This window comes from Marmoricola sp. OAE513 (genome assembly GCF_040546585.1).
Classification (GTDB): Bacteria; Actinomycetota; Actinomycetes; order Propionibacteriales; family Nocardioidaceae; genus Marmoricola.
Genome location: NZ_JBEPOC010000001.1, coordinates 1,277,056 through 1,301,480, shown reverse-complemented (window position 1 = coordinate 1,301,480; position 24,425 = coordinate 1,277,056). Strand labels below are relative to the sequence as shown.

General features: G+C 70.1%; 25 protein-coding genes and 2 pseudogenes. 17 read left to right on the top strand and 10 right to left on the bottom strand.

Going from position 1 to position 24,425, the window contains the following annotated elements; genetic code table 11:
* Positions 1-153: 153 nt before the first annotated feature.
* The 6 genes from hemL to ccsB are packed head-to-tail and all read left to right on the top strand — an operon-like array spanning position 154 to position 6,131.
* Positions 154-1,491 (top strand): glutamate-1-semialdehyde 2,1-aminomutase, encoded by a 1,338-nt coding sequence (hemL, locus tag ABIE44_RS06660; RefSeq protein ID WP_209720421.1) that lies wholly within the window; start codon positions 154-156, stop codon positions 1,489-1,491.
* Entirely contained in the window at positions 1,491-2,228 is a 738-nt protein-coding gene (locus tag ABIE44_RS06655; protein ID WP_209720423.1) for a histidine phosphatase family protein, read from the top strand. The genes hemL and ABIE44_RS06655 overlap by 1 nt, the downstream gene beginning before the upstream one ends.
* Before the next feature lie 4 nt (positions 2,229-2,232).
* A complete protein-coding gene (locus ABIE44_RS06650) occupies positions 2,233-2,805 on the top strand; it encodes a TlpA disulfide reductase family protein (protein ID WP_209720425.1) in 573 nt (190 codons plus the stop codon).
* On the top strand, positions 2,802-3,563 hold the full coding sequence (locus tag ABIE44_RS06645) for a cytochrome c biogenesis CcdA family protein (protein ID WP_209720427.1): 762 nt from the start codon (positions 2,802-2,804) through the stop codon (positions 3,561-3,563). The genes ABIE44_RS06650 and ABIE44_RS06645 overlap by 4 nt, the downstream gene beginning before the upstream one ends.
* 28 nt (positions 3,564-3,591) lie before the next feature.
* Positions 3,592-5,139 carry a cytochrome c biogenesis protein ResB gene (gene resB, locus ABIE44_RS06640; RefSeq protein WP_209720429.1) on the top strand — a complete coding sequence of 516 codons (1,548 nt, stop codon included), beginning with the start codon at positions 3,592-3,594 and terminating at the stop codon, positions 5,137-5,139.
* Positions 5,136-6,131, top strand: a complete 996-nt coding sequence (gene ccsB / locus ABIE44_RS06635; protein WP_209720431.1) for a c-type cytochrome biogenesis protein CcsB — start codon at positions 5,136-5,138, stop codon at positions 6,129-6,131. Before resB ends, ccsB begins: the two co-directional genes overlap by 4 nt.
* A 346-nt stretch (positions 6,132-6,477) precedes the next feature.
* Here the strand turns inward: ccsB and ABIE44_RS06630 are convergent, their stop codons facing one another.
* Positions 6,478-6,966, bottom strand: coding sequence for a glutathione peroxidase (locus tag ABIE44_RS06630; protein ID WP_209720433.1), 489 nt, complete (start codon positions 6,964-6,966; stop codon positions 6,478-6,480).
* Entirely contained in the window at positions 6,950-7,183 is a 234-nt protein-coding gene (locus ABIE44_RS06625) for a hypothetical protein (RefSeq protein WP_209720436.1), read from the bottom strand. The genes ABIE44_RS06630 and ABIE44_RS06625 overlap by 17 nt, the downstream gene beginning before the upstream one ends.
* A gap of 40 nt (positions 7,184-7,223) precedes the next feature.
* On the opposite strand from ABIE44_RS06625, the gene ABIE44_RS06620 reads away from it, so the two are divergent.
* Positions 7,224-7,511: a DUF4229 domain-containing protein gene (locus tag ABIE44_RS06620; protein WP_209720439.1), complete on the top strand. Its 288-nt coding sequence runs from the start codon at positions 7,224-7,226 to the stop codon at positions 7,509-7,511.
* Entirely contained in the window at positions 7,508-8,626 is a 1,119-nt protein-coding gene (gene cds1 / locus ABIE44_RS06615; RefSeq protein ID WP_209720443.1) for an L-cysteine desulfhydrase Cds1, read from the top strand. Before ABIE44_RS06620 ends, cds1 begins: the two co-directional genes overlap by 4 nt.
* Here cds1 and ABIE44_RS06610 read toward each other — a convergent pair.
* Positions 8,613-9,488, bottom strand: coding sequence for a 1,4-dihydroxy-2-naphthoate polyprenyltransferase (locus ABIE44_RS06610; RefSeq protein WP_209720446.1), 876 nt, complete (start codon positions 9,486-9,488; stop codon positions 8,613-8,615). The two genes, cds1 and ABIE44_RS06610, sit on opposite strands and share 14 nt — an antisense overlap.
* On the opposite strand from ABIE44_RS06610, the pseudogene ABIE44_RS06605 reads away from it, so the two are divergent.
* From ABIE44_RS06605 to ABIE44_RS06580, 6 genes and pseudogenes are all read left to right on the top strand, one after another.
* Positions 9,403-9,918 (top strand): annotated as a pseudogene (locus ABIE44_RS06605) (AMP-binding protein); the annotation flags it as partial. The gene ABIE44_RS06610 and the pseudogene ABIE44_RS06605 sit on opposite strands and share 86 nt — an antisense overlap.
* 40 nt (positions 9,919-9,958) lie before the next feature.
* The gene (locus tag ABIE44_RS06600; protein ID WP_354437894.1) at positions 9,959-10,552 is read left to right on the top strand and encodes a class I adenylate-forming enzyme family protein; all 594 of its coding nucleotides are present in this window, start codon (positions 9,959-9,961) and stop codon (positions 10,550-10,552) included.
* Positions 10,545-11,498: an o-succinylbenzoate synthase gene (locus ABIE44_RS06595; RefSeq protein ID WP_209720453.1), complete on the top strand. Its 954-nt coding sequence runs from the start codon at positions 10,545-10,547 to the stop codon at positions 11,496-11,498. Before ABIE44_RS06600 ends, ABIE44_RS06595 begins: the two co-directional genes overlap by 8 nt.
* Positions 11,495-13,081, top strand: coding sequence for a 2-succinyl-5-enolpyruvyl-6-hydroxy-3-cyclohexene-1-carboxylic-acid synthase (gene menD / locus ABIE44_RS06590; protein ID WP_209720456.1), 1,587 nt, complete (start codon positions 11,495-11,497; stop codon positions 13,079-13,081). The genes ABIE44_RS06595 and menD overlap by 4 nt, the downstream gene beginning before the upstream one ends.
* A gap of 38 nt (positions 13,082-13,119) precedes the next feature.
* Positions 13,120-13,857 (top strand): PIG-L deacetylase family protein, encoded by a 738-nt coding sequence (locus tag ABIE44_RS06585; RefSeq protein WP_209720459.1) that lies wholly within the window; start codon positions 13,120-13,122, stop codon positions 13,855-13,857.
* 64 nt (positions 13,858-13,921) lie between these two features.
* Complete coding sequence (locus tag ABIE44_RS06580; RefSeq protein ID WP_209720462.1) at positions 13,922-15,796, top strand: Na+/H+ antiporter; 1,875 nt, start codon at positions 13,922-13,924, stop codon at positions 15,794-15,796.
* 394 nt (positions 15,797-16,190) lie between these two features.
* Here the strand turns inward: ABIE44_RS06580 and ABIE44_RS06575 are convergent, their stop codons facing one another.
* The 3 genes and pseudogenes from ABIE44_RS06575 to ABIE44_RS06565 form a co-directional block, all read right to left on the bottom strand.
* Positions 16,191-16,802, bottom strand: a complete 612-nt coding sequence (locus ABIE44_RS06575) for a LysE family transporter (RefSeq protein WP_209720465.1) — start codon at positions 16,800-16,802, stop codon at positions 16,191-16,193.
* Positions 16,803-16,845: 43 nt separating this feature from the next.
* Entirely contained in the window at positions 16,846-17,955 is a 1,110-nt protein-coding gene (locus ABIE44_RS06570; protein ID WP_354437893.1) for a flavin-containing monooxygenase, read from the bottom strand.
* A gap of 229 nt (positions 17,956-18,184) precedes the next feature.
* Positions 18,185-18,304: pseudogene (locus ABIE44_RS06565) on the bottom strand (NAD(P)-binding protein); the annotation flags it as partial.
* Between the two features lie 113 nt (positions 18,305-18,417).
* Here ABIE44_RS06565 and ABIE44_RS06560 point away from each other — a divergent pair.
* Positions 18,418-19,053, top strand: a complete 636-nt coding sequence (locus ABIE44_RS06560; RefSeq protein ID WP_209720478.1) for an MBL fold metallo-hydrolase — start codon at positions 18,418-18,420, stop codon at positions 19,051-19,053.
* On the opposite strand, the gene ABIE44_RS06555 is transcribed toward ABIE44_RS06560, so the two are convergent.
* The 4 genes from ABIE44_RS06555 to ABIE44_RS06540 form a co-directional block, all read right to left on the bottom strand.
* Positions 19,050-19,880 (bottom strand): SDR family oxidoreductase, encoded by an 831-nt coding sequence (locus ABIE44_RS06555; protein ID WP_209720481.1) that lies wholly within the window; start codon positions 19,878-19,880, stop codon positions 19,050-19,052. The two genes, ABIE44_RS06560 and ABIE44_RS06555, sit on opposite strands and share 4 nt — an antisense overlap.
* A gap of 37 nt (positions 19,881-19,917) precedes the next feature.
* Positions 19,918-20,745, bottom strand: a complete 828-nt coding sequence (locus ABIE44_RS06550) for a class I SAM-dependent methyltransferase (RefSeq protein ID WP_209720484.1) — start codon at positions 20,743-20,745, stop codon at positions 19,918-19,920.
* A 55-nt stretch (positions 20,746-20,800) separates the two neighbouring features.
* Positions 20,801-22,033, bottom strand: coding sequence for an isochorismate synthase (locus ABIE44_RS06545; RefSeq protein ID WP_209720487.1), 1,233 nt, complete (start codon positions 22,031-22,033; stop codon positions 20,801-20,803).
* A gap of 63 nt (positions 22,034-22,096) precedes the next feature.
* On the bottom strand, positions 22,097-22,996 hold the full coding sequence (locus ABIE44_RS06540) for a L,D-transpeptidase family protein (protein WP_354437892.1): 900 nt from the start codon (positions 22,994-22,996) through the stop codon (positions 22,097-22,099).
* A 106-nt stretch (positions 22,997-23,102) separates the two neighbouring features.
* Here ABIE44_RS06540 and ABIE44_RS06535 point away from each other — a divergent pair, with 106 nt between their 5' ends.
* A complete protein-coding gene (locus ABIE44_RS06535; protein WP_209720489.1) occupies positions 23,103-23,795 on the top strand; it encodes a demethylmenaquinone methyltransferase in 693 nt (230 codons plus the stop codon).
* 253 nt (positions 23,796-24,048) lie between these two features.
* On the top strand, positions 24,049-24,408 hold the full coding sequence (locus ABIE44_RS06530; RefSeq protein ID WP_209720492.1) for an NADH-quinone oxidoreductase subunit A: 360 nt from the start codon (positions 24,049-24,051) through the stop codon (positions 24,406-24,408).
* Positions 24,409-24,425 lie beyond the last annotated feature (17 nt).

Here is a 24,425-nt window from a genome sequence, read left to right as displayed (position 1 = left end):
TGCAAGCGGTGCAGCACACAGGAGACGGACAGCCATGACGTTCATGTCGCGGAAATTCTGAAAAACAATTCCTTAGCCGAATTTCAGGGGTACAAGCGGGGGCGAACCGGACATCGATTCGCAGCAGGACTGCCCGGTCAGCGAGAATGCGTTGTGCCTTCTGAGTCCGAGATCTGGTTCGACCGTGCACGTGCCGTGACCCCGGGGGGCGTCAACTCCCCGGTCCGCGCGTTTGCAGCGGTCGGCGGCACCCCGCGCTTCATGGCCTCGGGGAGCGGCGCGTGGCTGACCGACGTCGACGGCCGCTCGTACGTCGACCTGGTGTGCTCCTGGGGACCGATGCTCCTGGGGCACGCGCACCCTGCCGTCGTGGCCGCGGTCACCGAAGCGATCTCGCGCGGCTCGTCGTACGGCACCCCGACGGCCAACGAGGTGCTGCTCGCCGAGGAGATCGTCGCGCGCACCCCGGTGGAGAGCGTCCGCCTGGTCAGCTCCGGCACCGAGGCGACCATGTCCGCGATCCGGCTCGCCCGCGGCTTCACCGGGCGCGACGTCGTCGTGAAGTTCTCCGGCTGCTACCACGGGCACGTCGACTCGCTCCTGGCGAGCGCCGGCTCGGGCCTGGCCACCCTCGGGGTCAGCACCACCCCCGGCGTCCCCGAGTCCTCGGCCGCGCAGACGATCGTGCTGCCGTACAACGACCGCGCGGCCGTCGAGGCGGCGTTCGCCGAGCACGGCTCGGCGATCGCCTGCCTGATCACCGAGGCTTCTCCGGGCAACATGGGCGTCGTTCCCCCCGAGCCCGGCTTCAACGCGTTCCTGGCCGAGACGTGCACGCGGTTCGGCGCACTGTTCGTCTCCGACGAGGTGATGACCGGCTTCCGGGTCTCGCGCAGCGGCCAGTGGGGTACCGACGGTGCTACCGAGGGCTGGGTTCCCGACCTGATGACCTTCGGCAAGGTGATGGGCGGCGGCTTCCCGGCAGCCGCCTTCGGCGGTCGCGCCGACGTGATGGCGATGCTGTCCCCGCAGGGCCCCGTCTACCAGGCCGGGACGCTCTCGGGGAACCCCGTCGCCACAGCCGCCGGTCTGGCGACGTTGCAGCTGGCGACTGAGGACGTGTACGCCGGCGTCGACGCCGTCGCAGCAACGATCTCGTCCGCCGCGACCGACGCACTGACAGCGGCCGGGGTCCCGCACCGGCTGCAGAGCAACGGCAACATGTTCTCCGTCTTCTTCGGCGAGGCAGTCGCCGGTGCGGCGGTCCGCGACTACGCGACCGCGCAGACCCAGGACTCCGAGGTCTTCAAGGCGTTCTTCCACGCGATGCTCGACGCCGGGGTGTACCTGCCCCCGAGCGCGTTCGAGTCGTGGTTCGTCTCCGGAGCACACGACGACCGTGCCGTCCAGCACGTGCTCGACGCGCTTCCCGCCGCCGCTGCCGCCGCAGCGAAGGCTTCGCCAGGATCGACCAACGGGAGCAACAACTGATGAGCGACTCCGTCCGCACCACCGTCCACCTGCTCCGGCACGGCGAGGTCTACAACCCGGAGGGCATCCTGTACGGCCGGGCCCCGGGCTTCTTGCTCTCCGACCGTGGCATGGCGATGGCCGAGCGCGTCGCCGAGCGAATCGGGGATCGTGACATCACCCACGTCGTCGCGTCGCCGCTCGAGCGCGCGCAGCAGACCGCCGGCCCGTTGGCGAAGGTGCGCGGCGTCGAGATCACCACCGACGAGCGCGTGATCGAGTCCGGCAACATCTTCGAGGGTCGCCCCTTCTCGGTCGGCGACGGCGTCCTGCGCCGCCCGTCCGCGTGGAGGCACCTGTGGAACCCCTTCAAGCCGTCGTGGGGCGAGCCGTACGCCGAGGTCGCCGCGCGGATGTGGGCCGCGGTCGAGGATGCCCGCGAGGCCGCGCGCGGACACGAGGCACTGATCGTCTCCCACCAGCTGCCGATCTGGATCTGCCGGCTGCACGCCGAGAAGCGCCGCTTCATGCACGACCCGCGCAAGCGTCTGTGCACCCTGTGCAGCCTGACGTCGTTCGAGTTCGACGGCGACGAGCTCGTCTCCGTCGGGTATGCCGAGCCGGCGGGCGACATGATCCCCGAGGCCGAGCGGCGTGCCGCGTTCTCCTCGGGCACCGGGTTCACCGAGCCGAACGACCTCGGTGCCCAGCCCGGCTCCCAGGGTGCCGGCAGCCCGGCCGAGAACACCGACGGCTGAGCGGGTGACCGGTCGTCGTCGTACCGCTCTGGGTGCGCTCCTCCTCAGCCTGCTGGTCGCAGCGGGCTGCGGCAGCGACCTCCGGAGCAGCGGCGACAAGGGGTACGTCGACGGCAGCGGGGTGATCACCCAGCTCGACGCCGGCGACCGGAAGAAGCCGGGCAACGTCTCGGGGGAGACCCTCGAGGGCGACCAGGTGCAGCTGGCCGACTACCGCGGCAAGGTCGTCGTCATCAACGTCTGGGGCTCCTGGTGCCCGCCGTGCCGCTCCGAGGTGGACGACCTGGTGAAGGCCGCGAACGAGCTGATGCCCCAGGGAGTCGTGTTCCTCGGGATCAACACCCGCGACCTGAGCAAGGACAACGCGCTGGCCTTCGAGCGGGAGCGCAAGGTGCCCTACCCGTCGATCTTCGACCCGGGCGGCAAGAACCTGCTGAAGTTCCGCGGGACGCTGACGCCGGCCTCGATCCCCAGCACGGTGATCATCGACGCCGAGGGCCGGGTGGCCGCGAGCGTGCTCGGTGAGGTGACCAGTGCGACGACCTTGGTCGACCTCGTCGAGGACGTGACGAAGTGAGTCCCCTCGGTCTGGCGTCCTGGTTCTCCGACACCGCCTTCAGCGGATCGCTCGTCCTGGCCGTCCCGGTCGCGCTGATCGCCGGGCTGGTGTCGTTCTTCAGCCCGTGCGTCGTGCCGCTGCTGCCCGGTTACCTGTCCTACACGACCGGGCTGTCCGGAGCGGACCTCGAGTCGGCCAAGCGCGGTCGGATGCTGGCGGGCTCGCTGCTCTTCGTGGCCGGGTTCACCTTCGTCTTCGTCTCCTACGGCACGCTCTTCGGCGGCGTCGGGGTCTGGCTCTTCCAGTACCAGCGCGAGATCAGCATCGTGCTCGGCTCGGTGACGATCCTGCTCGGGGTCGCGTTCCTCGGCGCGGTCCCGTGGTTGCAGCGCGACTGGCGCTTCCACCGGATCCCGGCGGTGGGTCTGGCGGCCGCGCCGCTGATCGGGCTGATGTTCGGGCTGGGCTGGTCGCCGTGCCTGGGTCCCACGCTCGGGGCCATCCAGGCACTCGCCGTGAACGAGGCGAGTGCAGGGCGCGGCGCGTTCCTCAGTGCAGTCTTCTGCTTGGGCCTCGGGCTGCCGTTCGTGGCCGCGGCACTGGCGTACCGCCGTACGCTCGGCGCGATCGCGTGGGTCCGCAAGCACCAGCGCGTGGTCACCCAGATCGGCGGACTCATGCTCATCGCCGTCGGTGTCCTGCTCGTCACCGGCTGGTGGGACTACATCGTCGAGGACCTGCGCAACCTCGCTCCTGGGTTCACGGCGGAGCTGTGATGATCCAGTGCAGAACGGCGGAGCTGTGATGAGCGAGCAGTTCGAGAACGAGCGCGACCGCAAGCCGGAGGTCGCCCCGCTGGCACCGGTGGAGTTCCTCCGCTGGACCTGGCGCCAGCTCACGTCGATGAAGACCGCGCTGATCCTGCTCTTCCTGCTCGCGCTGGGTGCAGTCCCCGGTTCGGTCGTGCCGCAGGACGCGGTGGACTCGCTCGAGGCCGCCCGCTGGCGCGACGCACACCCCTCGCTCGCGCCGATCTACGAGAAGCTCGGACTGTTCTCCGTCTACAGTTCGCCGTGGTTCTCCGCGATCTACATCCTGCTGATGATCTCGCTGGTCGGCTGCATCCTGCCGCGCACGCGGGTCTACTGGAAGGCCCTGCGCGCCCGTCCGCCGAAGACGCCCGGCAACCTGTCCCGGCTCCCGGAGTACCGCTCGTTCACCGTCGAGGGCGAGCCCGAGCAGGTCCTGGAGCGTGCGAAGACGCTGCTCGGCGGCTACCGCACCGACGTCCACGACGGATCGATCTCGGCCGAGCGGGGTTACCTGCGCGAGGCCGGCAACCTGGTCTTCCACCTCTCGATCCTGATCGTGCTGGTCGGCTTCGCGACCGGGTCGCTGTTCGGGTTCAAGGGCGGCGTCGTGGTCGTCGAGGGCGGGCAGTTCGCGAACGTCGCCAACCAGTACGACGACTTCGTCCCCGGACGCCTCTTCGACGCCTCCGACCTCCAGCCGTTCTCCTTCGCCGTCGAGAAGTTCCGGGTGACCTACTCGACCGACGAGAAGGAGTTCGGGATGGCCTCGGACTTCTCGGCCGACCTCGCCTACCAGTCGGACGTGGACGCCGCGACCAAGCGCGCGCGGATCTCGGTCAACCACCCGCTCGACATCGACGGCACCCAGATCTACCTGATCGGGCACGGCTACGCGCCGCAGGTGACCGTGAAGGACGGCAACGGCAACATCGCGTACAAGGGGCCGGTGATCTTCCTGCCGCAGGACAGCACGTTCCTGTCCGACGGCGTCATCAAGGTGCCCGAGGCGAAGCCCAGCCAGCTCGGATTCGGCGGACTGTTCTTCCCGACGTACGCGACGCTCAGGGGCCAGCCGTCCACGGTCTTCCCGGAGGCGAAGAGCCCGCTGCTCTCGATGTTCGTCTACTCCGGCGACCTCGGGCTCGACTCCGGGATCCCGCAGTCGGTCTACTCCCTCGACATGAGCAAGCTGACCCAGGTGAAGAATGCCGAGGGCAAGGACTACCGGTTCAGCCTGCGGGTCGGCGAGACGGCGCAGCTGCCCGATGACCTCGGATCGATCACGTTCGACGGCGTGAGCCGCTTCGTGAAGCTGCAGATCAGCAAGAACCCGAACGAGCAGGTCGCGCTCGCCGGGATGATCCTGGCGCTGCTCGGGCTGCTGGGGTCGTTGTTCATCCGGCCCCGCCGGGTCTGGATCCGGGTCCGTCGCGAGGACGGACGTACGCTCGTCGAGGTAGCCGGGCTGCACCGTTCAGCCGGCGGCGACCTCACCGGTGAGATCGACGATCTCGTCGCACAGTTGGAGGACAAGGCGTGACCCACGAACAGTTCGAGCTGCTGAGCAACCAGGCCCTCGCGGTCTGTGGTGCCTTTTACTTCATCGCGCTGCTCGCGCACCTCGCCGAGTGGGCCGCGGGCCGCTCGGTCGAGGTCGAGGCGACCGCGTCCCAGGTGGCCGCCCGCTCCGCCGAGGCGACCGCCGGGGGAACCGACGTCCTGGCTGAGACGGTCACCGACGTCGAGACTCCGAGCGAGCGGATGCAGCGGTTCGCGCGCGTCGGCCTGGTCGCCACCGTCGTCGCCGCCGCCGTCCATCTGGTCTCCGTGGTCTCACGCGGCCTCGCCGCCGACCCGGTCCGGGTGCCCTGGGGCAACATGTACGAGTTCACCCTCACGGGCACCCTCGTCGTGGTGATCGGCTACCTGCTGCTCTACAAGAAGTACGAGCTCGGCTGGTTGTCCCCGGTCGTCACCGGCTTCGTCCTGGTGACGCTGATGGTCGACGCGCTGCTGCTCTACGCGCCGGTCGTCACGCTGACCGACGCGCTGGAGTCGCCCTGGCTGATCATCCACGTCGTCGCCGCGATCATCGCCACCGGCGCGTTCACCCTCGGCGGCATGACCTCGGTGCTCTACCTGATCAAGGAGCGCTGGCTCGAGCGCAACCCCGAGGGTTCGATCGGCCGCAGCGGCTACCTGGCCCGTCTGCCCGAGCTGCCGAGCCTCGACCGCTTCTCCTACCAGGTGCACGCGTTCGCGTTCCCGATCTGGACCTTCGCCGCGCTCATCGCCGGCCCGATCTGGGCCCGCCAGGCATGGGGCCGCTACTGGGGCTGGGACCCCAAGGAGGTCTGGGCCTTCATCACGTGGGTCGTGTACGCCGCGTACCTGCACGCCCGCGCGACCGCAGGCTGGAAGGGCCGCGCCGCGGCGATCGTCGCGATCGTCGGCCTGGCGACCCTGTGGTTCAACTTCGTCGGGATCAACTTCTTCTTCGGCAGCGGATCCCAGCACTCGTACTCGAAGTAACCAGATCGCCGAGCGGGCTCAGATGTCCCGCCCAGGACCGCCGAGCGGGCCGGGATGTCTCGCCCAGGATCGCCGAGCGGGCTGAGATGTCACGCCCAGGATCGCCGAGCGGGCTGAGATGTCACGCTCAGGACCGCCGAGCGAGCCGGGCTGACTCAGCTCGGCAGTCTGCCCCGGGTGCGTAGCGCCGAGCCGGGAAGCATCGGAGCCCGCTCGAGTGCTCCGGCGGGACATCTGAGCCCGCTCGGCGTGCTTCGGCGGGACATCTGGGCCCGCTCGGCGTCTGCGCGTGGGACATCTGAGCCCGCTCGGCGTGCTTCGGCGGGACATCTGAGCCCGCTCGGCGTCAGTTCTTGGCGAGCTCTTTCTCGATGTCGCCGGCGATCGCCTCGGGCTTGGTCGAGCTGCCGTAGCGCTTGACGACCTTGCCGTCGCGGCCGATCAGGAACTTGGTGAAGTTCCACTTGATCTTCTTGCTGCCGAGCACGCCGCCCTTCTCGGACTTCAGCCAGGTGTAGAGCGGGTGCGCGTCGTCGCCGTTCACGTCGACCTTCTCCATCATCGGGAACGAGACGCCGTAGTTCTTCTGGCAGAACTCGCCGATCTCGTCCGAGGTGCCCGGGTCCTGGGAGGCGAACTGGTTGCACGGGAAGCCGAGCACGACGAGGCCCTGCTCGTTGTACTTCTCGTAGACCTTCTCCAGGCCCTCGAACTGGGGCGTGAAGCCGCACTTGGAGGCGGTGTTGACGACGAGGACGACCTTGCCGGCGTACGCCGCGAGGTCCTGCTCCTGGCCGGTCAGCGTGCGGGCAGAGAAATCACTCAGGGTGCTCATGGGTCTCCTGGGACGTGGGAGGGGGGTCGTCGGTGGTTCGACGCTGCTCGCGATCCAGATTGCGCAGGAAGGCCTCGTCGTCGTCCGGTCCGAGCGGGCCGCGGGGGAGCGGGCGCGCCGGATCCTCGCTACCCCCGGAATTGCGCCGGTCGATTGCCCAGAACACGGCGTACAGGACCAGCGCGAGGAGCAGCAGGAAGACTACGAAGCGGATCACCCTGCAAGCGTAGTTCCTGGCCGGGAATACCCTAGGCCGGGTGAAGTACTTCCTGATCTACACCGCTGCACGTCTCGGCCTGTTCGTCGTCAGCTTCGCCGTCGTCGGCGCGGTCGGCGTCATCCTCTCCGACGACGAGGGCCAGATCATCCTGTGGTCGCTCGTGATCGGCGGCGCGATCTCGTTCGTGCTCTCCTACAAGCTGTTGGAGGGTCCGCGCGAGCAGCTGGCCATCAGCGTGCAGGAGCGAGCCGAGCGGGCCCGGATCCGGTTCGAGGAGATGAAGACGGCCGAGGACGAGGACGTCGAGAGCCCGCGCCAGCCATGAGCGACGGCTGCTGCCGAACCGCGTCGCGCGACCAGTCCGGGCGGGCCTGGGTCAACGAGGCGGTCCGGCTGGTGGAGGCGGACGCCAACCGCTCGGCCGACACCCACCTGCACGTCTTCGGCCTGCCGGCCGCATGGGGCATCGACCTGTACCTCAAGGACGAGTCCGTGCACCCGACCGGTTCCCTGAAGCACCGGCTGGCCCGTTCGCTGTTCCTCTACGCGCTCTGCAACGGATGGATCCACGAGGGCTCCACGATCGTGGAGGCGTCCTCGGGGTCGACCGCCGTCTCGGAGGCGTACTTCGCGCGGCTGCTCGGCCTGCCCTTCGTCGCGGTGATGCCGGCATCGACGTCGCCGGAGAAGATCGCGCTGATCGAGTTCCAGGGCGGGCGCTGCCACCTGGTCGCCGACGCCGGGTCGATCTACGCCGAGGCCGCGCGCCTCGCTGCCGAGACGGGCGGGCACTACCTCGACCAGTTCACGTACGCCGAGCGGGCCACCGATTGGCGCGGCAACAACAACATCGCCGAGTCGATCTTCGACCAGCTCTCCGCGGAGCGTCACCCCGTTCCGACCTGGCTGGTGGTCGGCGCCGGCACCGGCGGCACGTCGGCCACCCTGGGTCGGTTCGTGCGCTACCAGCAGTACCCGACCAAGGTCTGCGTGGTCGACCCGGAGAACTCGGCGTTCTTCGAGGGCTGGGTGAACGAGGACCCGAGCCACGTGACCGGAGTCGGTTCGCGGATCGAGGGCATCGGGCGACCGCGCGTCGAGCCGTCCTTCCAGGCCAGCGTCGTGGACGCGATGATCTCGGTGCCCGACGCGGCGTCGATCGCCGCGATGCGCTGGACCTCGCGCACCACCGGGCGCTCGGTCGGCGCCTCGACCGGAACCGCGATGTGGGGCGCGCTCCGCCTGGTCTCGGAGATGCGGTCCGCAGGCGAGACCGGTTCGGTGGTGACCCTGCTGTGCGACGGCGGCGAGCGGTACGCCGACACGTACTACGACGACGGCTGGTTGGCCGAGCAGGGGCTCGACATCGGGCCGTACACGGCGACGCTGGAGCGCTTCTACGAGACCGGCGCCTGGGTCGAGCCGACTAGCGCGCGATGAGCAGTCCCGCGAAGATGCCCGCCGCGTAGAGCAGCTCCCCGACGCCGGTCAGCTGGAGCACCGGGATCAGCGCGCGACCGCTCGCGCCTCGCGCGACCACGAGGCTCGAGCGCAGCAGCGGGACCAGTCCGAGCGCGCCGAGACCCGCCCACGCGGAGGTCTCGTCGGCGACCATCGCCAGCATCGTGATCGCGACGCAGATCAGCGCGACGTACAGGCCGCGGGTCCAGTCGTCACCGAGCTTGACCGCGAGGGTGTTCTTGCCGGCCACGGTGTCGGTGGGGATGTCGCGCAGGTTGTTCGCGACGAGGATGGCGCACGCGATCGCGCCGATGCCGATCGCCGCCATCCAGGACGAACCGTTGATCTCCTCGGCCTGGACGTAGACGGTGCCGAGCACCGCGACGAGGCCGAAGAACACGAACACCATCACCTCGCCGAGGCCGAGGTAGCCGTAGGGCTTCTTGCCGCCGGTGTAGAACCACGCAGCCAGGATGCTGACGGCGCCGACCGCGACCAACCACCACGACGTGCTCGCCGCCAGCGCGAGGCCGGCCACCCCGGCTGCACCGAACGCGGTGAACGCGGCCGCCTTCACGGCGTCGGGCTGGGCCACACCCGACCCGACGAGCCGCAACGGACCGACCCGGTCGTCGTCGGTCCCCCGGATCCCGTCGGAGTAGTCGTTCGCGTAGTTGACGCCGACCTGGAGGAGCAGCGAGACGAGCAACGCCAGCCCGGCCTTCCACCACACCTCGACGTGCGAGTACGCCGCGATGCCGGTACCGGCCAGGACGGGCGCGACCGCCGCGGGGAGGGTGCGGGGGCGGGCGCCTTCGATCCACTGCGCTGCTGTTGCCATGGCGGGCATTCTCGCAGGCTCTCGGGCGAGTAGGTTCTCGGGTGTGAGCAGTCTGTCGCCGGTCTCCGGGAGCGCCGAGGAGATCCTGGCGCTGCTCCGCGACTGGGACACGGCTCCCGACCCGCCGCCGCTGGTCATCGAGACCTCCGGGTCGACCGGGCGACCGAAGCGGGTGCAGCTCTCCCGCGGCGCCTTGCGCGCCTCGGTCCTGGCCACCGCCGAGCGCCTCGGCGGGCACGGTCAGTGGGTGCTGAACCTCCCGCCGACCTACGTCGCCGGGGTGCAGGTGCTGTACCGCTCGGTGGTCGCCGGCACCGAGCCGGTGCTGCTGGGCGCGGACCTGGGTGCCGCCTGGGAGCGGATGACCTCCGACCGTCGCTACGTCTCCCTCGTCCCCACCCAGCTCTTCCGGGCGCTCGAGGACCAGGGAGCGGTGCGCGACCTCGGTCGGTTCACCGCCGTGCTGGTCGGTGGCGGTCCGCTCGGACCCCTCGGTCCGGGCCGACGCCGAGGAAGCAGGCATCGCCGTCGTGCAGACCTACGGCATGAGCGAGACCTGCGGCGGTTGCGTGTACGACGGCGTCCCGCTCGACGGCGTCGAGATCAGGATCGACGACGGCGACGTCCTCCTCCGCGGCCCCGTTCTCTTCGCCGGCTACGAGGGCGAGCCCGAGCGCACGGCCGCCGCCTTTCGCGACGGCTGGCTCGTGACCAACGACGTCGGCCACTGGGCCGAGGACGGCCGCCTCCGCATCGACGGTCGGGTCGACGACATGATCATCAGCGGCGGGGTGAAGGTTCCGGCGCACGCGGTCGCCACCCAGCTCGCCGGGTCCCTTTCCGTCCGTGCGGTCGAGGTCGTGGGCGTGCCGGACCCGGAGTGGGGCGAGCGCGTCGTCGCGGTCCTCGAGACCAGCCACCCGCCGTCCCTTGCCACGGTGCGGGAGGCCGTCGAACCGCGAGAGTGGGCGCCACGGGCGGTGGTCGTCGTCGAGCGGCTGCCCGAGCTCGCGAACGGGAAACCCGACCGCGTCCGGATCCAGGAGATCGCAGCCGATGCCTGAGACGCAGGTGTACTCGATCCCGCTGCGCACCCGGTTCCGCGGGATCGACGTGCGCGAGGGAATGGTGCTGCGCGGTGATGCCGGCTGGGGCGAGTTCAGCCCGTTCCTCGAGTACGACGACGCCACCGCCCTGCCCTGGCTACGGGCTGCGCTGGAAGCTGCTGAGACCGGGTGGCCCGAGCCGGTGCGCACCAGCATCCCGGTCAACGTCACCGTGCCGGCGTGCTCACCCCAACGTGCCCGCGAGATCGTGCTCGCGTCCCAGGGGTGCCGCACCGCGAAGGTGAAGGTCGCCGAGCGCGGTCAGGCCGACGCCGAGGACGAGGCGCGTCTGGAGGCCGTGCGCGAGGCACTCGGGCCGGACGGCCTGATCCGGATCGACGCGAACGCGGGTTGGTCCTCGGACGAGGCGGTCCGGCGGATCCCGGTGCTCGACCGGTCGGCCGGCGGTCTGGAGTACGTCGAGCAGCCGAGCCCGACCGTCGAGGACCTGGCGCTCGTGCGCCGGAAGGTCGACGTGCCGATCGCCGCCGACGAGTCCATCCGTCGGGCCGAGGACCCCTACCGGGTGCGCGATCTCGACGCCGCGGACATCGCCGTGCTCAAGGTGCAGCCTCTCGGTGGCGTCCGGGCCTGCCTACGGATCGCCGAGGACATCGGACTGCCGGTGGTGGTGAGCAGCGCGTTGGAGACGAGCATCGGCATCGCCGCGGGAGTGGCACTGGCCGCGGCGCTGCCCGAGCTGCAGCACGCGTGCGGCCTCGCGACCGTCCAGCTCCTCGGTGACGACCTGGTCCTCGACCCGTTGCTCCCGGTCGACGGGATGCTCCCGGTCGGGAGACGCGACGTCGATCCTGGCAAGGCGCTGGCGCTGTCCCCGAACTACGCCCGGACGGCGCACTGGCGCGACCGGCTCGCGTCCGTGCGGCAGGATCTGTCCCTGTGACCGAGAACTCCACCGTGCTCGCGCGGGCCTGCGTCGAGGCGCTGCTCGGCGTCGGCGTACGACACGTCGTGGTGGCGCCGGGTTCGCGCAACGCTCCGTTGTCGCTCGCCCTCGTGGATGCTGCCGCAGCCGATGTGCTCACGCTGCACACCCGGATCGACGAGCGCACCGGCGCCTTCCTGGCACTCGGCATCGCCAAGTCCTCCCGCGTGCCCGTCGCGGTGGTCACCACGTCAGGAACGGCGACCGCCAACCTGCACCCTGCCCTGATGGAGGCTGCGCACGCGGGAGTGCCGCTGATCGCGGTCACGGCGGACCGACCGGCGCGACTGCGCGGCACGCTGGCCAACCAGACCACGGACCAGGTGGCCCTCTACGGCGCCGCGATCCCGTCCACCGACGTGATCTCGGGCGCCGAGCTCGCCGGAGCGCTGGCCGGTACCGAGCTCGGTCCGGTGCACCTCAACGTCCAGCTCGACGAGCCGCTTCTACCCGCCGATCGCTTCGTGCCGACGACGGTGCAGCCGGACCGTGGACCGTGGACCCGTGGCACCCCGCACCTGCTCGCCCAGGGTCCTCGCACCGTCGTGGTCGCCGGCGATGACACCGGACCAGGCCCACGGGTGCTCGCCGAAGCAGCCGGGTGGCCGCTTCTCGCCGAGCCGACCAGCGGCGCCCGCAACGGCCCGAACGTGATCCGCGCGTACCGGTTGCTCCTCGGCACGGAGCTGGGTGATCAGGTGGAGCGCGTCGTGGTGGCCGGGTCGCCGACGCTGTCGCGTCCGGTCCAACGACTGCTCGCCCGGGAGGGCATCGAGGTCGTCTCGCGCCGAGCCCGCGGGCTGTGGGCGGACCGCCCGCACCCGGTGTCCTTCGAGTACGACGGTCCCTTCGAGGTCGACGAGGTCGCCGACCCCGCATGGCTGGAGTCCTGGCGCGACGCCGACCGGACGCTGTCCGCCCGCATCGACGGGGTCCTGGCAGACCAGGGCGAGCTCACGCCGTACGACGTGGCGAAGGCGGTGCACGCCGCGGTGCCCGACGAGGGTCTGCTGTTCGTCGGCGCGAGCAACCCCGTGCGCGACCTCGACCTGGTCGCCGGGGCGTACCCGGTCGGCGGTCGCCGGCTGGTCATCGCCAACCGCGGGCTGGCAGGTATCGACGGAACGCTCTCCTCGGCGATCGGAGCGACGCTCGGGCGCCCGCACACCACGCGCGCGATCCTGTACGTCGGCGACGTCACCTTCCTGCACGACCTGACCGCGCTGGTGCTCGGCCCGGCGGAGCAGCGCCCGGATCTCACGATCGTGGTGGCCAACGACAACGGCGGTTCGATCTTCGCGACCCTTGAGCAGGGTGCCGCCGAGTACGCCGACAGCTTCGAGAAGGTCTTCGGGACCCCGCACGGCGTCGACCTCGGAGCGCTCTGCAACGGTTTGCGGATCCCGCACTGGAAGGTCGACGACGCGGCAGAGCTCGCACACGCGCTCGCCAACCCGAACGGCGGCATCGACGTGGTCGAGGCGACCATCCGGCGGGACAACCGGCGCGACCTCGACGCCCGCATCCGCTCCCTCGCCTGACCCTGTCGCTGGCGGGGGTGAGTCCCTACGATCGGGACATGGAGACACTGCCGCACCTTCCCGATGCCGAGTTCGCCCGTGTGCTCTGCGTCGTCGCCCACCCCGACGACGTCGAGTACGGCACGTCCGCCGCGGTCGCGAAGTGGGTCGACCAGGGTGTCGAGGTCTCCTACCTCCTGCTGACCCGCGGCGAGGCGGGGATGCCACTGCCGCCGGAGGAGACCGCGCGGATCCGCCGGGGCGAGCAGGAGGCCGCGTGCGCCGCGGTCGGTGTCAGCAGCCTCGTGATGCTCGAGCACCCTGACGGGGTCCTGCAGCCGACCCTCGAGCTGCGCCGCGACATCGCCCGTGCGATCCGCACCTTCCGTCCCGACGTCGTCCTGACCGGCTCGTGGGAGGTCGAGTTCGTCGCCGGCCTCAACATGGCCGACCACCGGGTGGCCGGCATGGCCACGCTGGACGCCATCCGTGACGCCGACAACCCGTGGGTCTTCCCCGAGCTCGTCGAGGAGGGCCTGGCGCCGCACCGGGCGCGCTGGTTCCTGGTCAGCGGGCACACCCAGCCGACCCACGGCGTCGACGTGACCGGAGACGCGCTGGCGAAGGGAGTGGCATCGTTGGAGGCGCACCGTGAGTACCTCGGCGCGATCGAGGGCCACCCACCGGCCGGCTTCCTGATCCCGATGATCGCGTCGATGGGCGGCAAGGCGCTGGGCGTCGAGCACGCGGTGCTGTTCCGCGCCTACGACTTCGACGCCCCGCCGTCGTTCGAGTAGGGCGAGCCCCGGTCGTCGAGCTTGCCGAGACGTCCCTGAAACAGGTCACACCTAGGATCACCTCGTGGATCTCGTCCTGACCCTCGTCTCCCTCGTCGCCGCCGTTCTGGCCACCAATGCCCTCTGCGCACGGCTGGACCTCTCGGCGCCGCTGACCCTGATCGTCGTCGGCATCGCGGGCTCGTACCTGCCGTTCATCCCCGACGTCGAGCTGCACCCCGAGGTCGTCCTGCTCGGCCTGCTCCCGCCGCTGCTGTACTCGGCCTCCTTGCAGACCTCGCTCGTCGACTTCAACGCGAACAGGCGCCCGATCCTGCTGCTCTCGGTCGGCCTCGTCGCGTTCACCACCTCCGGCATCGCGCTGCTGGTGCACTCCCTGGTGCCGACGATCGGGTGGGCCGCGGCCTTCGCGATCGGTGCCGTCGTCTCGCCGCCGGACGCGATCGCGGCGACGGCGATCGGTCGTCGGATCGGCCTGCCGCGGCGGGTCGTCACGATTCTCGAGGGTGAGTCGCTGTTCAACGACGCCACCGCCCTGGTGGCGTTGAACACCGCGATCGCGGCCCTGACCAGCACCGTCGCCTGGTACATCGTGACGCGCGACTTCGCGCTCGCGGCGGGTGGTGGCGTCCTGATCGGTCTGGCGTTCTTCGTCGTGATCGGCTTCATCCGCAAGCACGTCACCGACCCGGTCTTCGACTCCGGCCTGTCGATCATCACTCCGTTCGCCGCCTACATCGCCGCCGAGGAGATCCACGCCTCCGGCGTGATCAGCGTCGTCGTCGCCGGCCTGCTGCTCGGGCACAAGGCGCCGATCCTCCAGACGGCCCAGTCGAGGATCGCCGAGCGGATGAACTGGCGCAGCATCTCCTTCCTGCTGGAGGGTTCGGTCTTCCTGCTGATCGGTCTGCAGGCGCGCACGATCATCGACGACGCCGGCGAGGACAGCCTGGGTGGCGGGAAGATCGCGCTGGTCTGCGCGCTGACGCTCCTCGCGGTCATCGTGCTGCGGATCGTCTGGGTGTTCCTCGCGCGCTACCTGATCGTGCGGCCGGGCCCCGACGGCGACACCGGTCAGAAGCCCCCGTGGACGTACACGTTCCTGCTCGGCTGGGCCGGCATGCGTGGCGTGGTGACGCTTGCCGCGGCGTTCATCATCCCGGTCGACACCGATCACCGTGAGGTGCTGCTCCTCATCGCCTTCACGGTCACGGCCGGAACACTCTTCCTGCAGGGCATGTCGCTGCCGTGGATCGCTCGCCGACTGAGGGTCCCGTCGCCGGACCCGACAGCAGACGCACTGTCGCGCGCCAACCTGCTGCACCAGGCGTCGCAGGCCGGGCTGGCGAAGCTCGACGTCATGCTCGAGCAGCACGAGGAGGACCCGCACGACATCGCGGGCACGCTGCGCGACCGGGTGCGCCGCCGCGACTACGCCGCCTGGGAGCGCATCGGCGCGACCACGGAGACCATGACGCCGAGCGAGCTGTACTCGAAGAAGCGACGCAAGATGATCGAGGCGGAGCGGACCAGAGTCCTGGAGATCCGGTCGACCGGCCGGGTCGCGCACGAGATCGTGGAAGAGGTGCTGGCGATGCTGGACGTGGAGGAGTCGATGTTGGAGTACAGCGACAACGAGACCGAGCGCGTGCGCGCCGCGCAGAGCCCGCTGGTGTTCGAGGGCGGCTGCGAGGACCTGCAGCAGCCACGGGGACCCGTCGAGCCGGACGCGGTCGCGGAGTGCAGCGACTGCATCCGGGAGGGATCCGCCTGGGTGCACCTGCGCATGTGCCTGGACTGCGGCCACGTCGCCTGCTGCGACTCCTCCCCGAAGATGCACGCGACCGCTCACTTCCACGAGACCGGGCACCCGGTGATGCGCTCGGCCGAACCGGGTGAGACCTGGCGCTGGTGCTTCGTGCACGAGCTCACCGGCTAGAGCGGGAGTACGCGGAGGCGCTGTCCGTCGCGCTCGGCGTTGCGAAGCCAGAGAGTCAGGCAGTGGCCGCAGGCGAGCGAGACCCCGGCCGCGCAGTCGCAGTCCTCGGCTCCGCACACCGAGATCACGCGAGCAGTCGCATCACCGGTACAGCGGCCATCGGGTTCGTAGGAGTGCCGGCACTCGCAGCGCGGCAGTGCGCTTGCCAAGGACGTGAGGGACGAGCGGGCTGAACGGCTGGAGCGGGGTTTGCGGGTGTTCGACATGACAAGCCTTTCGGGATCGGTTGTTCGATCCCGCCACGGTTCGACCGACCACCGACAACCTCGCCGGGGAGAGCTCGCGCCCTGTGGACTCAGAGCCATCCCACCTCGTTGTGGACGCTCGTCGCGCCTCAGAACAGCGGCTTGAGCGCGAGCGCCGCGATCACGAGCGCCGCAACAACCCCGGTCGCCCGGCGACCGCGCGGGCCCGAGATCCAGCGTCCCAGCCCCGTCCCCAGCGATGCCACGAATACCTGCCAGCTCGCGCTCGCCACGAAAGCCGCTGCGATGAAGAGCATTCCTTCTGCGGGCCCATCGATGTCGACGGTCCCACCGAGCACGATCGCCGCGAAGTAGACGACGGTCGCCGGGTTCACCGCGGTGATGCCCATGAAGGTCAGCCACGCGCGCAGCGGCGTCCAGGTGGTGCCCCGGCCGTCGTCGGCGGCCGACGCCGGGCGCAGCGCGTGCGCCAGCGTGAGCACCGCGATGAGCAGCAGCGCGCCGATCGAGACCGCCTGCAGCACGTCGTCGACCGGTTCGAGCGCCGAGGCGACCGCGTGGCCGGCGACGACCGCCACCGCGGCGTACAGACCGTCGACGGTCGCGACCCCGAGGCCTGCAGCAGCTCCGACGGTCCAGGAGGTGCGGGCGCTGAGCGCGATGATCAGCGCGGCCACCGCCCCCACCGGGACGGCGATCGCGTAACCGGTCACCAGGCCGGAGAAGAGGACGTCGAGCACGGACCGGATCCTCCCGGCTCCGGCCCCGGACGAGCAACGAGGTTTAGCCGAAGGTGTAGTCCGCCAGCGGGAACGTCTCGACCGCCTTGCGCGCGCTCCCCGAGGACGTCGGTCGCAGCAGCACCGCGTCGCCCTCGTTCGTGTAGTAGTAGCTGCGCGCCGTGCCGCACGATCCTTGGTTGAAGACGGTGTCGTCCATCCGGTCGAGCATCTGGTCCAGGAACGCCCGGTCGGCCGCAGCGCTGACCTCGAACGTCGCGGCGTCCCGCTCCCCGAGCGCGGCGAAGAGGCGCTCGATGTGCCGCATCTGCACCTCGATGGTCATGAAGTAGCTCAGCCCCGAGTAGGAGTACGGCGAGTTCAGGCTGATGAAGTTCGGGAAGCCCGGGACCGTGACGCCCTCGAACGCGTGGTACCCGTGCTGGCGCCAGGACTTGCCGAGGTCGACGCCTTGCTTGCCGATGATCTCGAACGCCGGGAAGTTCGTGTCCCAGAGGTTGAAGCCGGTGGCGAGGACCAGGACGTCGACGGACGTCTCGCTGCCGTCCGTCGTCACGATCCCCGTGGGTGTGATCCGCGCGATCGGGGTCGTCTCGAGGGTCACGTGCTCGGCGTTGAACGTCGGGTAGTAGTCGTTGGAGAACGTCGGACGCTTGCACCCGAAGCTGTAGTCGGGCGTCAGCTTGGCCCGCGTGGCCGGGTCCTTCACCTGGCGTCGCAGGTGTCCCTTGGCGAGTGCGGCCGCGCCGGCGTTGAGGAACTTGGCCTGCTTGTAGTGCAGCACCGCGGTGACCATCATCCCCTCGAGCCATGCGCTGTTGGCGGCCCGGGCCGCCCGCTGGGTCCACGGCTGGGCGGCGAACAGGGTCTGCAACGGCTTGGGGATCTTGAAGTCGTTCTTCGGCGTCACCCAGATGGGCGTGCGCTGGTAGACCGTGAGTGAGCCGGCCTTCTTGGCGATCTGCGGTATCAGCTGCACGGCGGTCGCCCCGGTGCCGATGACCCCGATCCGCTTGCCCTCGAGGTCGACGGAGTCGTCCCACTTCGCGGTGTGGATCACCGTGCCGGCGAAGTCGTGGACGCCTTCGATGTCGGGGAGCTTCGGCTGCGACAGGAACCCGGTCGCGGTCATCAGGAACCGGGCCGTGCGCACGGTCTGCTTGCCCCGGCCGGGGGCCGCTGACCGGGGTGCTGGTGACGACCCAGTGCTGGGCGTCGTCGTCCCAGCGCGCACCCTCGGCGCTGATCCCGAACTCCATGTGCCGCCGGAGGTCGTACTTGTCGGCGACGTGCTCGGCGTACGCCTTGAGCTCGGGGCCGCGGGCGAACCAGTTCTTCCAGTACGGGTTGGGCTCGAACGAGTACGAGTAGGTGACGCTGGCGATGTCGACGGCGAGCCCGGGGTAGTGGTTCACGTGCCAGGTGCCGCCGAGGTCGTCCTCGCGCTCGATGATGAGCAGGTCGTCGAGGCCCTGCTTCTTGAGCGTGATGGCCGCGCCCATCCCGCCGAAGCCCGCGCCGACGATGATCACGTCGTGGTCGGTCATGACCTGCCTCCTTCTCGAGCCGAGCCCTCTTGAACTCAGTTCAATAGTGAGGACCCTAGTCTGGGGGCATGCGAATCTTCAAGCACGGACATGCCTGCGTGAGACTCGAGAGCGACGGTCAGGTGGTCGTCGTCGACCCCGGGATGTTCACCGCTGCCGATGCCCTCGACGGGGCGACCGCGATCCTGATCACCCACGAGCACCCGGATCACTGGACCCCGGAGCTGCTCGGCGCGAGCGACGCGCCGATCTTCACCATCGAGGCCGTGGCTGCGCAGATCTGGGAGACCGCCCCGGCTGTCGCCGAGCGGGTCACCGTCGTGGCGCCGGGTGAGCAGTTCGATGCAGGGGTTCCCGTCACCGCCGTCGGCGAGAAGCACGCGATCATCCACCCCGAGCTGCCGCACTTCGACAACTCCGGCTACCTGATCGAGATCGAGGGCGCCTCGGTCTTCCACCCGGGCGACGCGCTCACCACGCTCCCGGCCGCGCCGGACCTGCTGCTGCTCCCGGTCAGCGCGCCGTGGCTGAAGGTCTCGGAGTGCATCGACTACGCCCGTGCGGTCGGCGCACCGCGGTCGCTCGCGATCCACGACGCGATCTACAGCGAGGCCGGGCTGAACATCGTCGGTGGTCAGCTCGAGCGGTTGCTCGCACCGACGGACCAGACCTACGTGCGGCTGACGGCGGGTCAGGAGCTCTAGGGGCGCAGTGCGCGCTCGAGTGACCGCGGCCGCCGCCCGGTGACCTTCCGTACGTCGTCGGTCAGCCGGGCGCACTCGCCGTCTCGGATCGCCGTGTAGGTGCTCACCCAGGCGTCGAGCTGCCACTGCTCGGCGCCGTACGCCGCGAGCCGGGAGGCGTAGGCGTCCTCGACGCTCTCGTCCTCGAAGGTCAGCGTGCGCCCCAGGATCGCGCCCGCCCGGGTGGCGATCTCGGCGAGCGTCAGCGACTCCGGGCCGGTCAGCTCGTACGTCGTGCCGGCGTGGTCCTCGGGCGACCGGAGCACCTCGGCAGCGACCTCGGCGACGTCGGCGCGTGCCACGGCCGCGACGCGTCCGTCGCCGGCCGGTCCGCGGATGACGCCGTCCTCGCCCGCGAAGAACGGCAGCAGGTCGAGGTAGAAGTTGTCGCGCAGGATCGTGTGCGCGATGCCCGAGGCGACGATCGCCTGCTCGGCGTCGTGGTGGTCGCGGCCAAGGGTGAAGGTCGCGTCCTCGGCGGCGCCGGAGAACGACGTGTAGACGAGGTGGCTCACGCCGGCCTCGGCAGCGGCGTCGATGAAGGTCCGGTGCTCCTCGCGGCGGGTACGGCTCTCCGACGCCGAGACCATGAAGAGCACGTCGACGCCCAGCAGCGCCTCGATGCTCGCTGCCCGGTCACCGTAGGAGGCCTGCGCGACGGTGGCACCGGGGATGGACGGAGCGCGCGCGGTGTCCCGGACGATGAGGCGCGGGGACAGGTCGGCCAGCGCGTGCGCGACCAGGCCGCCGAGGTGCCCGGTCGAGCCGGTGATCGCGAGAGTGCTCATGGCGTTCGAACTCCCTGGGGGCCCGTGATGTTCCCGCTCAGTCCGAGCCCGATTCGGCGATCACCTCGAACCAGCGGATCGAGCCGTCGATCGGGCCGTCGCCGAAGTGTTCGCGCAGCGCGGCCTCGGCGATCTGTGTCGCCGCGGGCACGGTCAACGTCGGGTGAGCCTCGATCGCGACGCGCAGCGGGGTGCCCTGGCAGAACGCGACGGCGGCCTCGCTGGCCGTGGTCCGCCCGATCCCGTCGACCGCGGAGATCTGGGGTTCGTCGAAACCGGCAGCGTGCAGGTCCGCGACGACCTGGTCGGGCGAGAAGTACCCGTGCGGGGTACGGCTCATGAAACGGATCGGGCTGTCCGGGACGGCGGCTGCGAGCGCCTCCTCGATCACGTGCGTCACGACGTTGTTCTCGATCCGGTCCCAGGTGTTGAACGCGAACACCCCTCCGGGCCGCAGCACCCGGAGGGCCTCGGCGTAACCGGCGACGCGGTCGGGGAAGAACATCACGCCGAACTGGCACGCGACGATGTCGAAGGACGCGTCCGCGAACCCGAGGTCGAGGGCGTCGGCCTGCTGCCAGGTCACCGCCGCTGGATCGGTCCGGGCCGCGCCGGCGCTCAGCATCGGCGGGTTCAGGTCCGTCGCGGTGATCTGCGCACCCGGGCACTCCCGGAGGAGCTCTCGGGTCAGTGCTCCGGTTCCCGCCGCCGTCTCGAGCACGTCGGCGGGAGCTCGCGCTCCGACGAGCCGCGCGAGACCGACGGCTGGCGCGCGGAAGATCATCGGGACCAGGAGGCGCTCGTAGATGTCCGGGATCGCTCCGACGAACTTCGCGTCGTCGATTCCCTCGGTTCCGCTGCCCATCGTCCGAACCTAGGCCGCGTCCGCCCGGCGCACCATGGCCCGTCCGGGTGTATCGCTACTGGGCTCCGAGCGCGTCGCGCACCGGAACGAACTTGGCGCCGGCCTCGGCGAGCTCGGACTCCGGGTCGGACTCGGCGACGATGCCGCAGCCGGCGAAGAGCCGGACCTGGTTGCCGTCGTACTCGGCCGAGCGCAGCGCGATGCCGAACTCGCCGTCGCCCGAGGCGTCCATCCAGCCGACGGGACCGGCGTACCGGCCGCGGTCCATGCCCTCGATCTCGCTGATCAAGGTGACGGCCACGGCGGTCGGGGTGCCCCCGACGGCGGCCGAGGGGTGCAGCGCCGCGGCGAGCTCGAGGACCGTCGAGGAGTCGGTGTCCGGGACCACGCCGGCGACGTCGGTCGCGAGGTGCATGACATTGGGAAGGTGCAGCACGAACGGCGACTCCGGCACGTTCATCGAGGTGCAGTGCGGTGCGAGCGCGTCGGCGACCGAGCGGACGGCGTACTCGTGCTCCTCGAGGTCCTTGGAGGAACGCGCCAGGGTCGCGGCCAGCGCGAGGTCGCGCTCGTCGTCGCCGGTACGCCGGATGGTGCCGGCGAGCACGCGCGAGGTGACCAGGCCGCGCTCGCGACGCACCAGCAGCTCGGGGGTGGCGCCGAACAGGCCGTCGACGTGGAAGGTCCAGCACATCTCGTAGTCGCGCCCGAGCTGCCGCAGCGGCCAGCGGACATCGAGGGTCTCGTCGGTGGTGGCGATCAGGTCGCGCGCGAGGACGACCTTCTCGAGCTCGCCGGCGTTGATCCGCGCGACGGCGCCCGCCACGACCGACTCCCAGGCGGTGCCCGAGAGGTTGCCGTCGGCGAAGGTGACGCCGGTCGGTGCGCGCGGAGCGTCCTGCCGGACCAGGGTCGGGACCGGGGCGGCCTCACCGTCGCCGATGACGGTGAGCCAGGTGCGATCACCGCGTCGGCCGACCACGACCTGCGGCACGACCAGCACGGAGTCGCCGGGCTCGTCCGCGAACGCGAAGCTGCCCAGGCAGACCAGCCCGCTCCCGGGTACGCCGAGATCGTCGCGGACCTCGGCATCGGCGGCGATCTGGTGCCACCAGTCGACGGCGTCCTTGAAGCGACCGGCTCCGTGGGTGCGCAGCCGGGCGGCGACGCCCCAGCCGACGATGCCCTCGCCGCGACGCAGCCACGCGGTCGGGGCGTCAGCGGGAAGCAGCTCGAGCAGGTTCCCCGGATCCGGGACCTCCACGGTGCGTACGACGAGCCTGGTCACGACTCGGAGCCTACGCCGTCACCCCGCGCCGTTCCGCGACGCCCGCCACACTCCGGGTGTGACCTAGGCCCAGTAGACGACGACCTTGTCGCCGACCTGCACCTCGTCGAAGAGCGCCTTGATGCCCTCGTAGTCCTTGACGTTCACGCAGCCGTGGCTGGCGCCGTTGTAGCCGCGGGCGGCGAAGTCAGGGGAGTAGTGCACCGCCTGGCCGCGGCTGAAGAACATCGCGAACGGCATCGGGGTGTCGTAGAGGCTGGAGACGTGGTTCCGCGACTTGGAGTTCACGTGGAACAGGCCCTCCCGCGTCGGGGTGTACGACGACCCGAAGCGGACCGCCATCGTGCGCTGCACCTCGCCGTCGACGACCCAGCGGATCGTCCGGCTGGTCTTGTCGACGCACATCGCCCGGCCGGTCCGGCAGCGCGGGTCCAGCGGGCTGTCGGTCCAGGTGCCGTCGCTGATCTTGTTCGCGAGCTCGTCCTTGGTGGGGAGCCGGGTCATCTCCTTGAGACGGGTCAGGGTGGCCTCGTCGACGTACCCGAGCTCGGGGAGGCCGCGCTTGGCCTGGAAGCCCCTCACGGCCTCGGTCGTTTTGGCGTCGTAGTCGTCGGTGACCTTGCCGGCGTACCAGGCGATCTGGCGCAGCCGCGACTGCAGGCTGCGCACCCGGGGGCCGTTGTCGCCCGGCTCCAGCAGAGCGGGGACGGGCTCCAGCGGCTCGGCCTCGGGAAGCACCTGCTGCGGCGGAGCCTTGGGGCCGGACTGGGAGCTGGGCTGCGCCGTGGGAGCGTTGCTGCTGGGCGCGCTGCTCGGCGCCGGCAGGGCGGCGGGCTCGTTGGCCTGGAGCTGCGCGGTCGCCTCGGCGACGCCGTACCCGAGCGCGCCCACCGCGACCAGCAGGACGACGAACATCGTCATCCCGTTGCGTCTGCTCTTCTGGGGCTTGCTCTTCTCGGCCACCGACCCATGATCCATTCCTGAACTGCTCATACCCGTTCAGACGCACCGAGCGACCGAAAAGTTGTCTGCCGCCGGGCCGGATCTTGCCCGTGCGTACCCTTTCCCCGTGACCCGCGCCGACCTGGACAAGAAGCCCGCAGAAGTACAAGCGATGTTCGACGACGTCGCCGAGCGCTACGACATCACCAACGACGTGCTGTCGATGGGCCAGGACCGGCGCTGGCGCAAGATCGTCCTGGACGCCGTGGACCCGAAACCCGGCGAGGTCGTGCTCGACCTCGCGGCCGGCACCGGTACGTCGAGCCAGCCGTTCCTGGACCGCGGCGCGACCGTGGTGCCGTGCGACTTCTCGGTCGGCATGCTGCAGGTCGGCAAGAAGGCCAAGCCGCACCTGCCGTTCGTCGCCGGCGACGGCACCAAGCTCCCGTTCGCGGACGCCACCTTCGACGCGGTGACCATCTCGTTCGGCCTGCGCAACATCGTCGATCCCGACGCCGGCCTGACCGAGCTGCTCCGGGTCACCAAGCCCGGCGGCCGGATCGTCGTGTGCGAGTTCTCCTCGCCGACGTGGGCCCCGTTCCGCACGGTCTACATCGAGTACCTGATGAAGGCGCTGCCCGCCGTGGCCCGCGCGGTCTCGAGCTCGCCGGACGCCTACGTCTACCTCGCCGAGTCGATCCGGGCCTGGCCCGACCAGGCAGGTCTGGCCGCGCGCCTGCAGGGCGCCGGCTGGAGCAAGGTGAAGTGGCGCAACCTCTCGGGCGGCATCGTCGCCCTGCACCACGGCACCAAGGCCTGACGCCTCGCCTTCGCGCAGGGCTGGGCTGTCCTGATCGGCGTCTGACCTGCGGTGATGCGAGACCCGCGATTCCACGTGATTTAGGGCACGTCGCCATGCGCTAAATCGGCCCCTGACCTGCAGGAATCGTTAAGGGGGAGGGGGGTTCGCGCGATGTGACGTTCGCCTCTATGCTGCCCTTGTCGCGAGTTCGTGAAGATGTTCACAAGCGCACAATCTGACGCTTGGTCGAGGACTTGCTGGAAGGTGAGGGATGGATCTCTACACGCCCGTGCTGGCGCTCCTGGTCCTGGCGAGCGGCTTCGCCATCTTCTCGGTGATCATGAGCGCGGCCACCGGCCCGAAGCGCAACAACCGGGCCAAGCTCGACTCCTACGAGTGCGGCATCGAGCCGACCCCCCAGCCTGTGGGCGGCGGTCGTTTCCCGGTCCGGTACTACATCACCGCGATGCTCTTCATCGTCTTCGACATCGAGATCGTCTTCCTCTACCCGATCGCCGTGGCCTTCGACTCGATGGGCACCTTCGCGCTGATCGAAATGATCCTCTTCATCGTTCCCGTCTTCGTCGCCTACACGTACGTGTGGCGTCGCGGCGGCCTCGACTGGGACTGACAAGGAGCCACTGACAA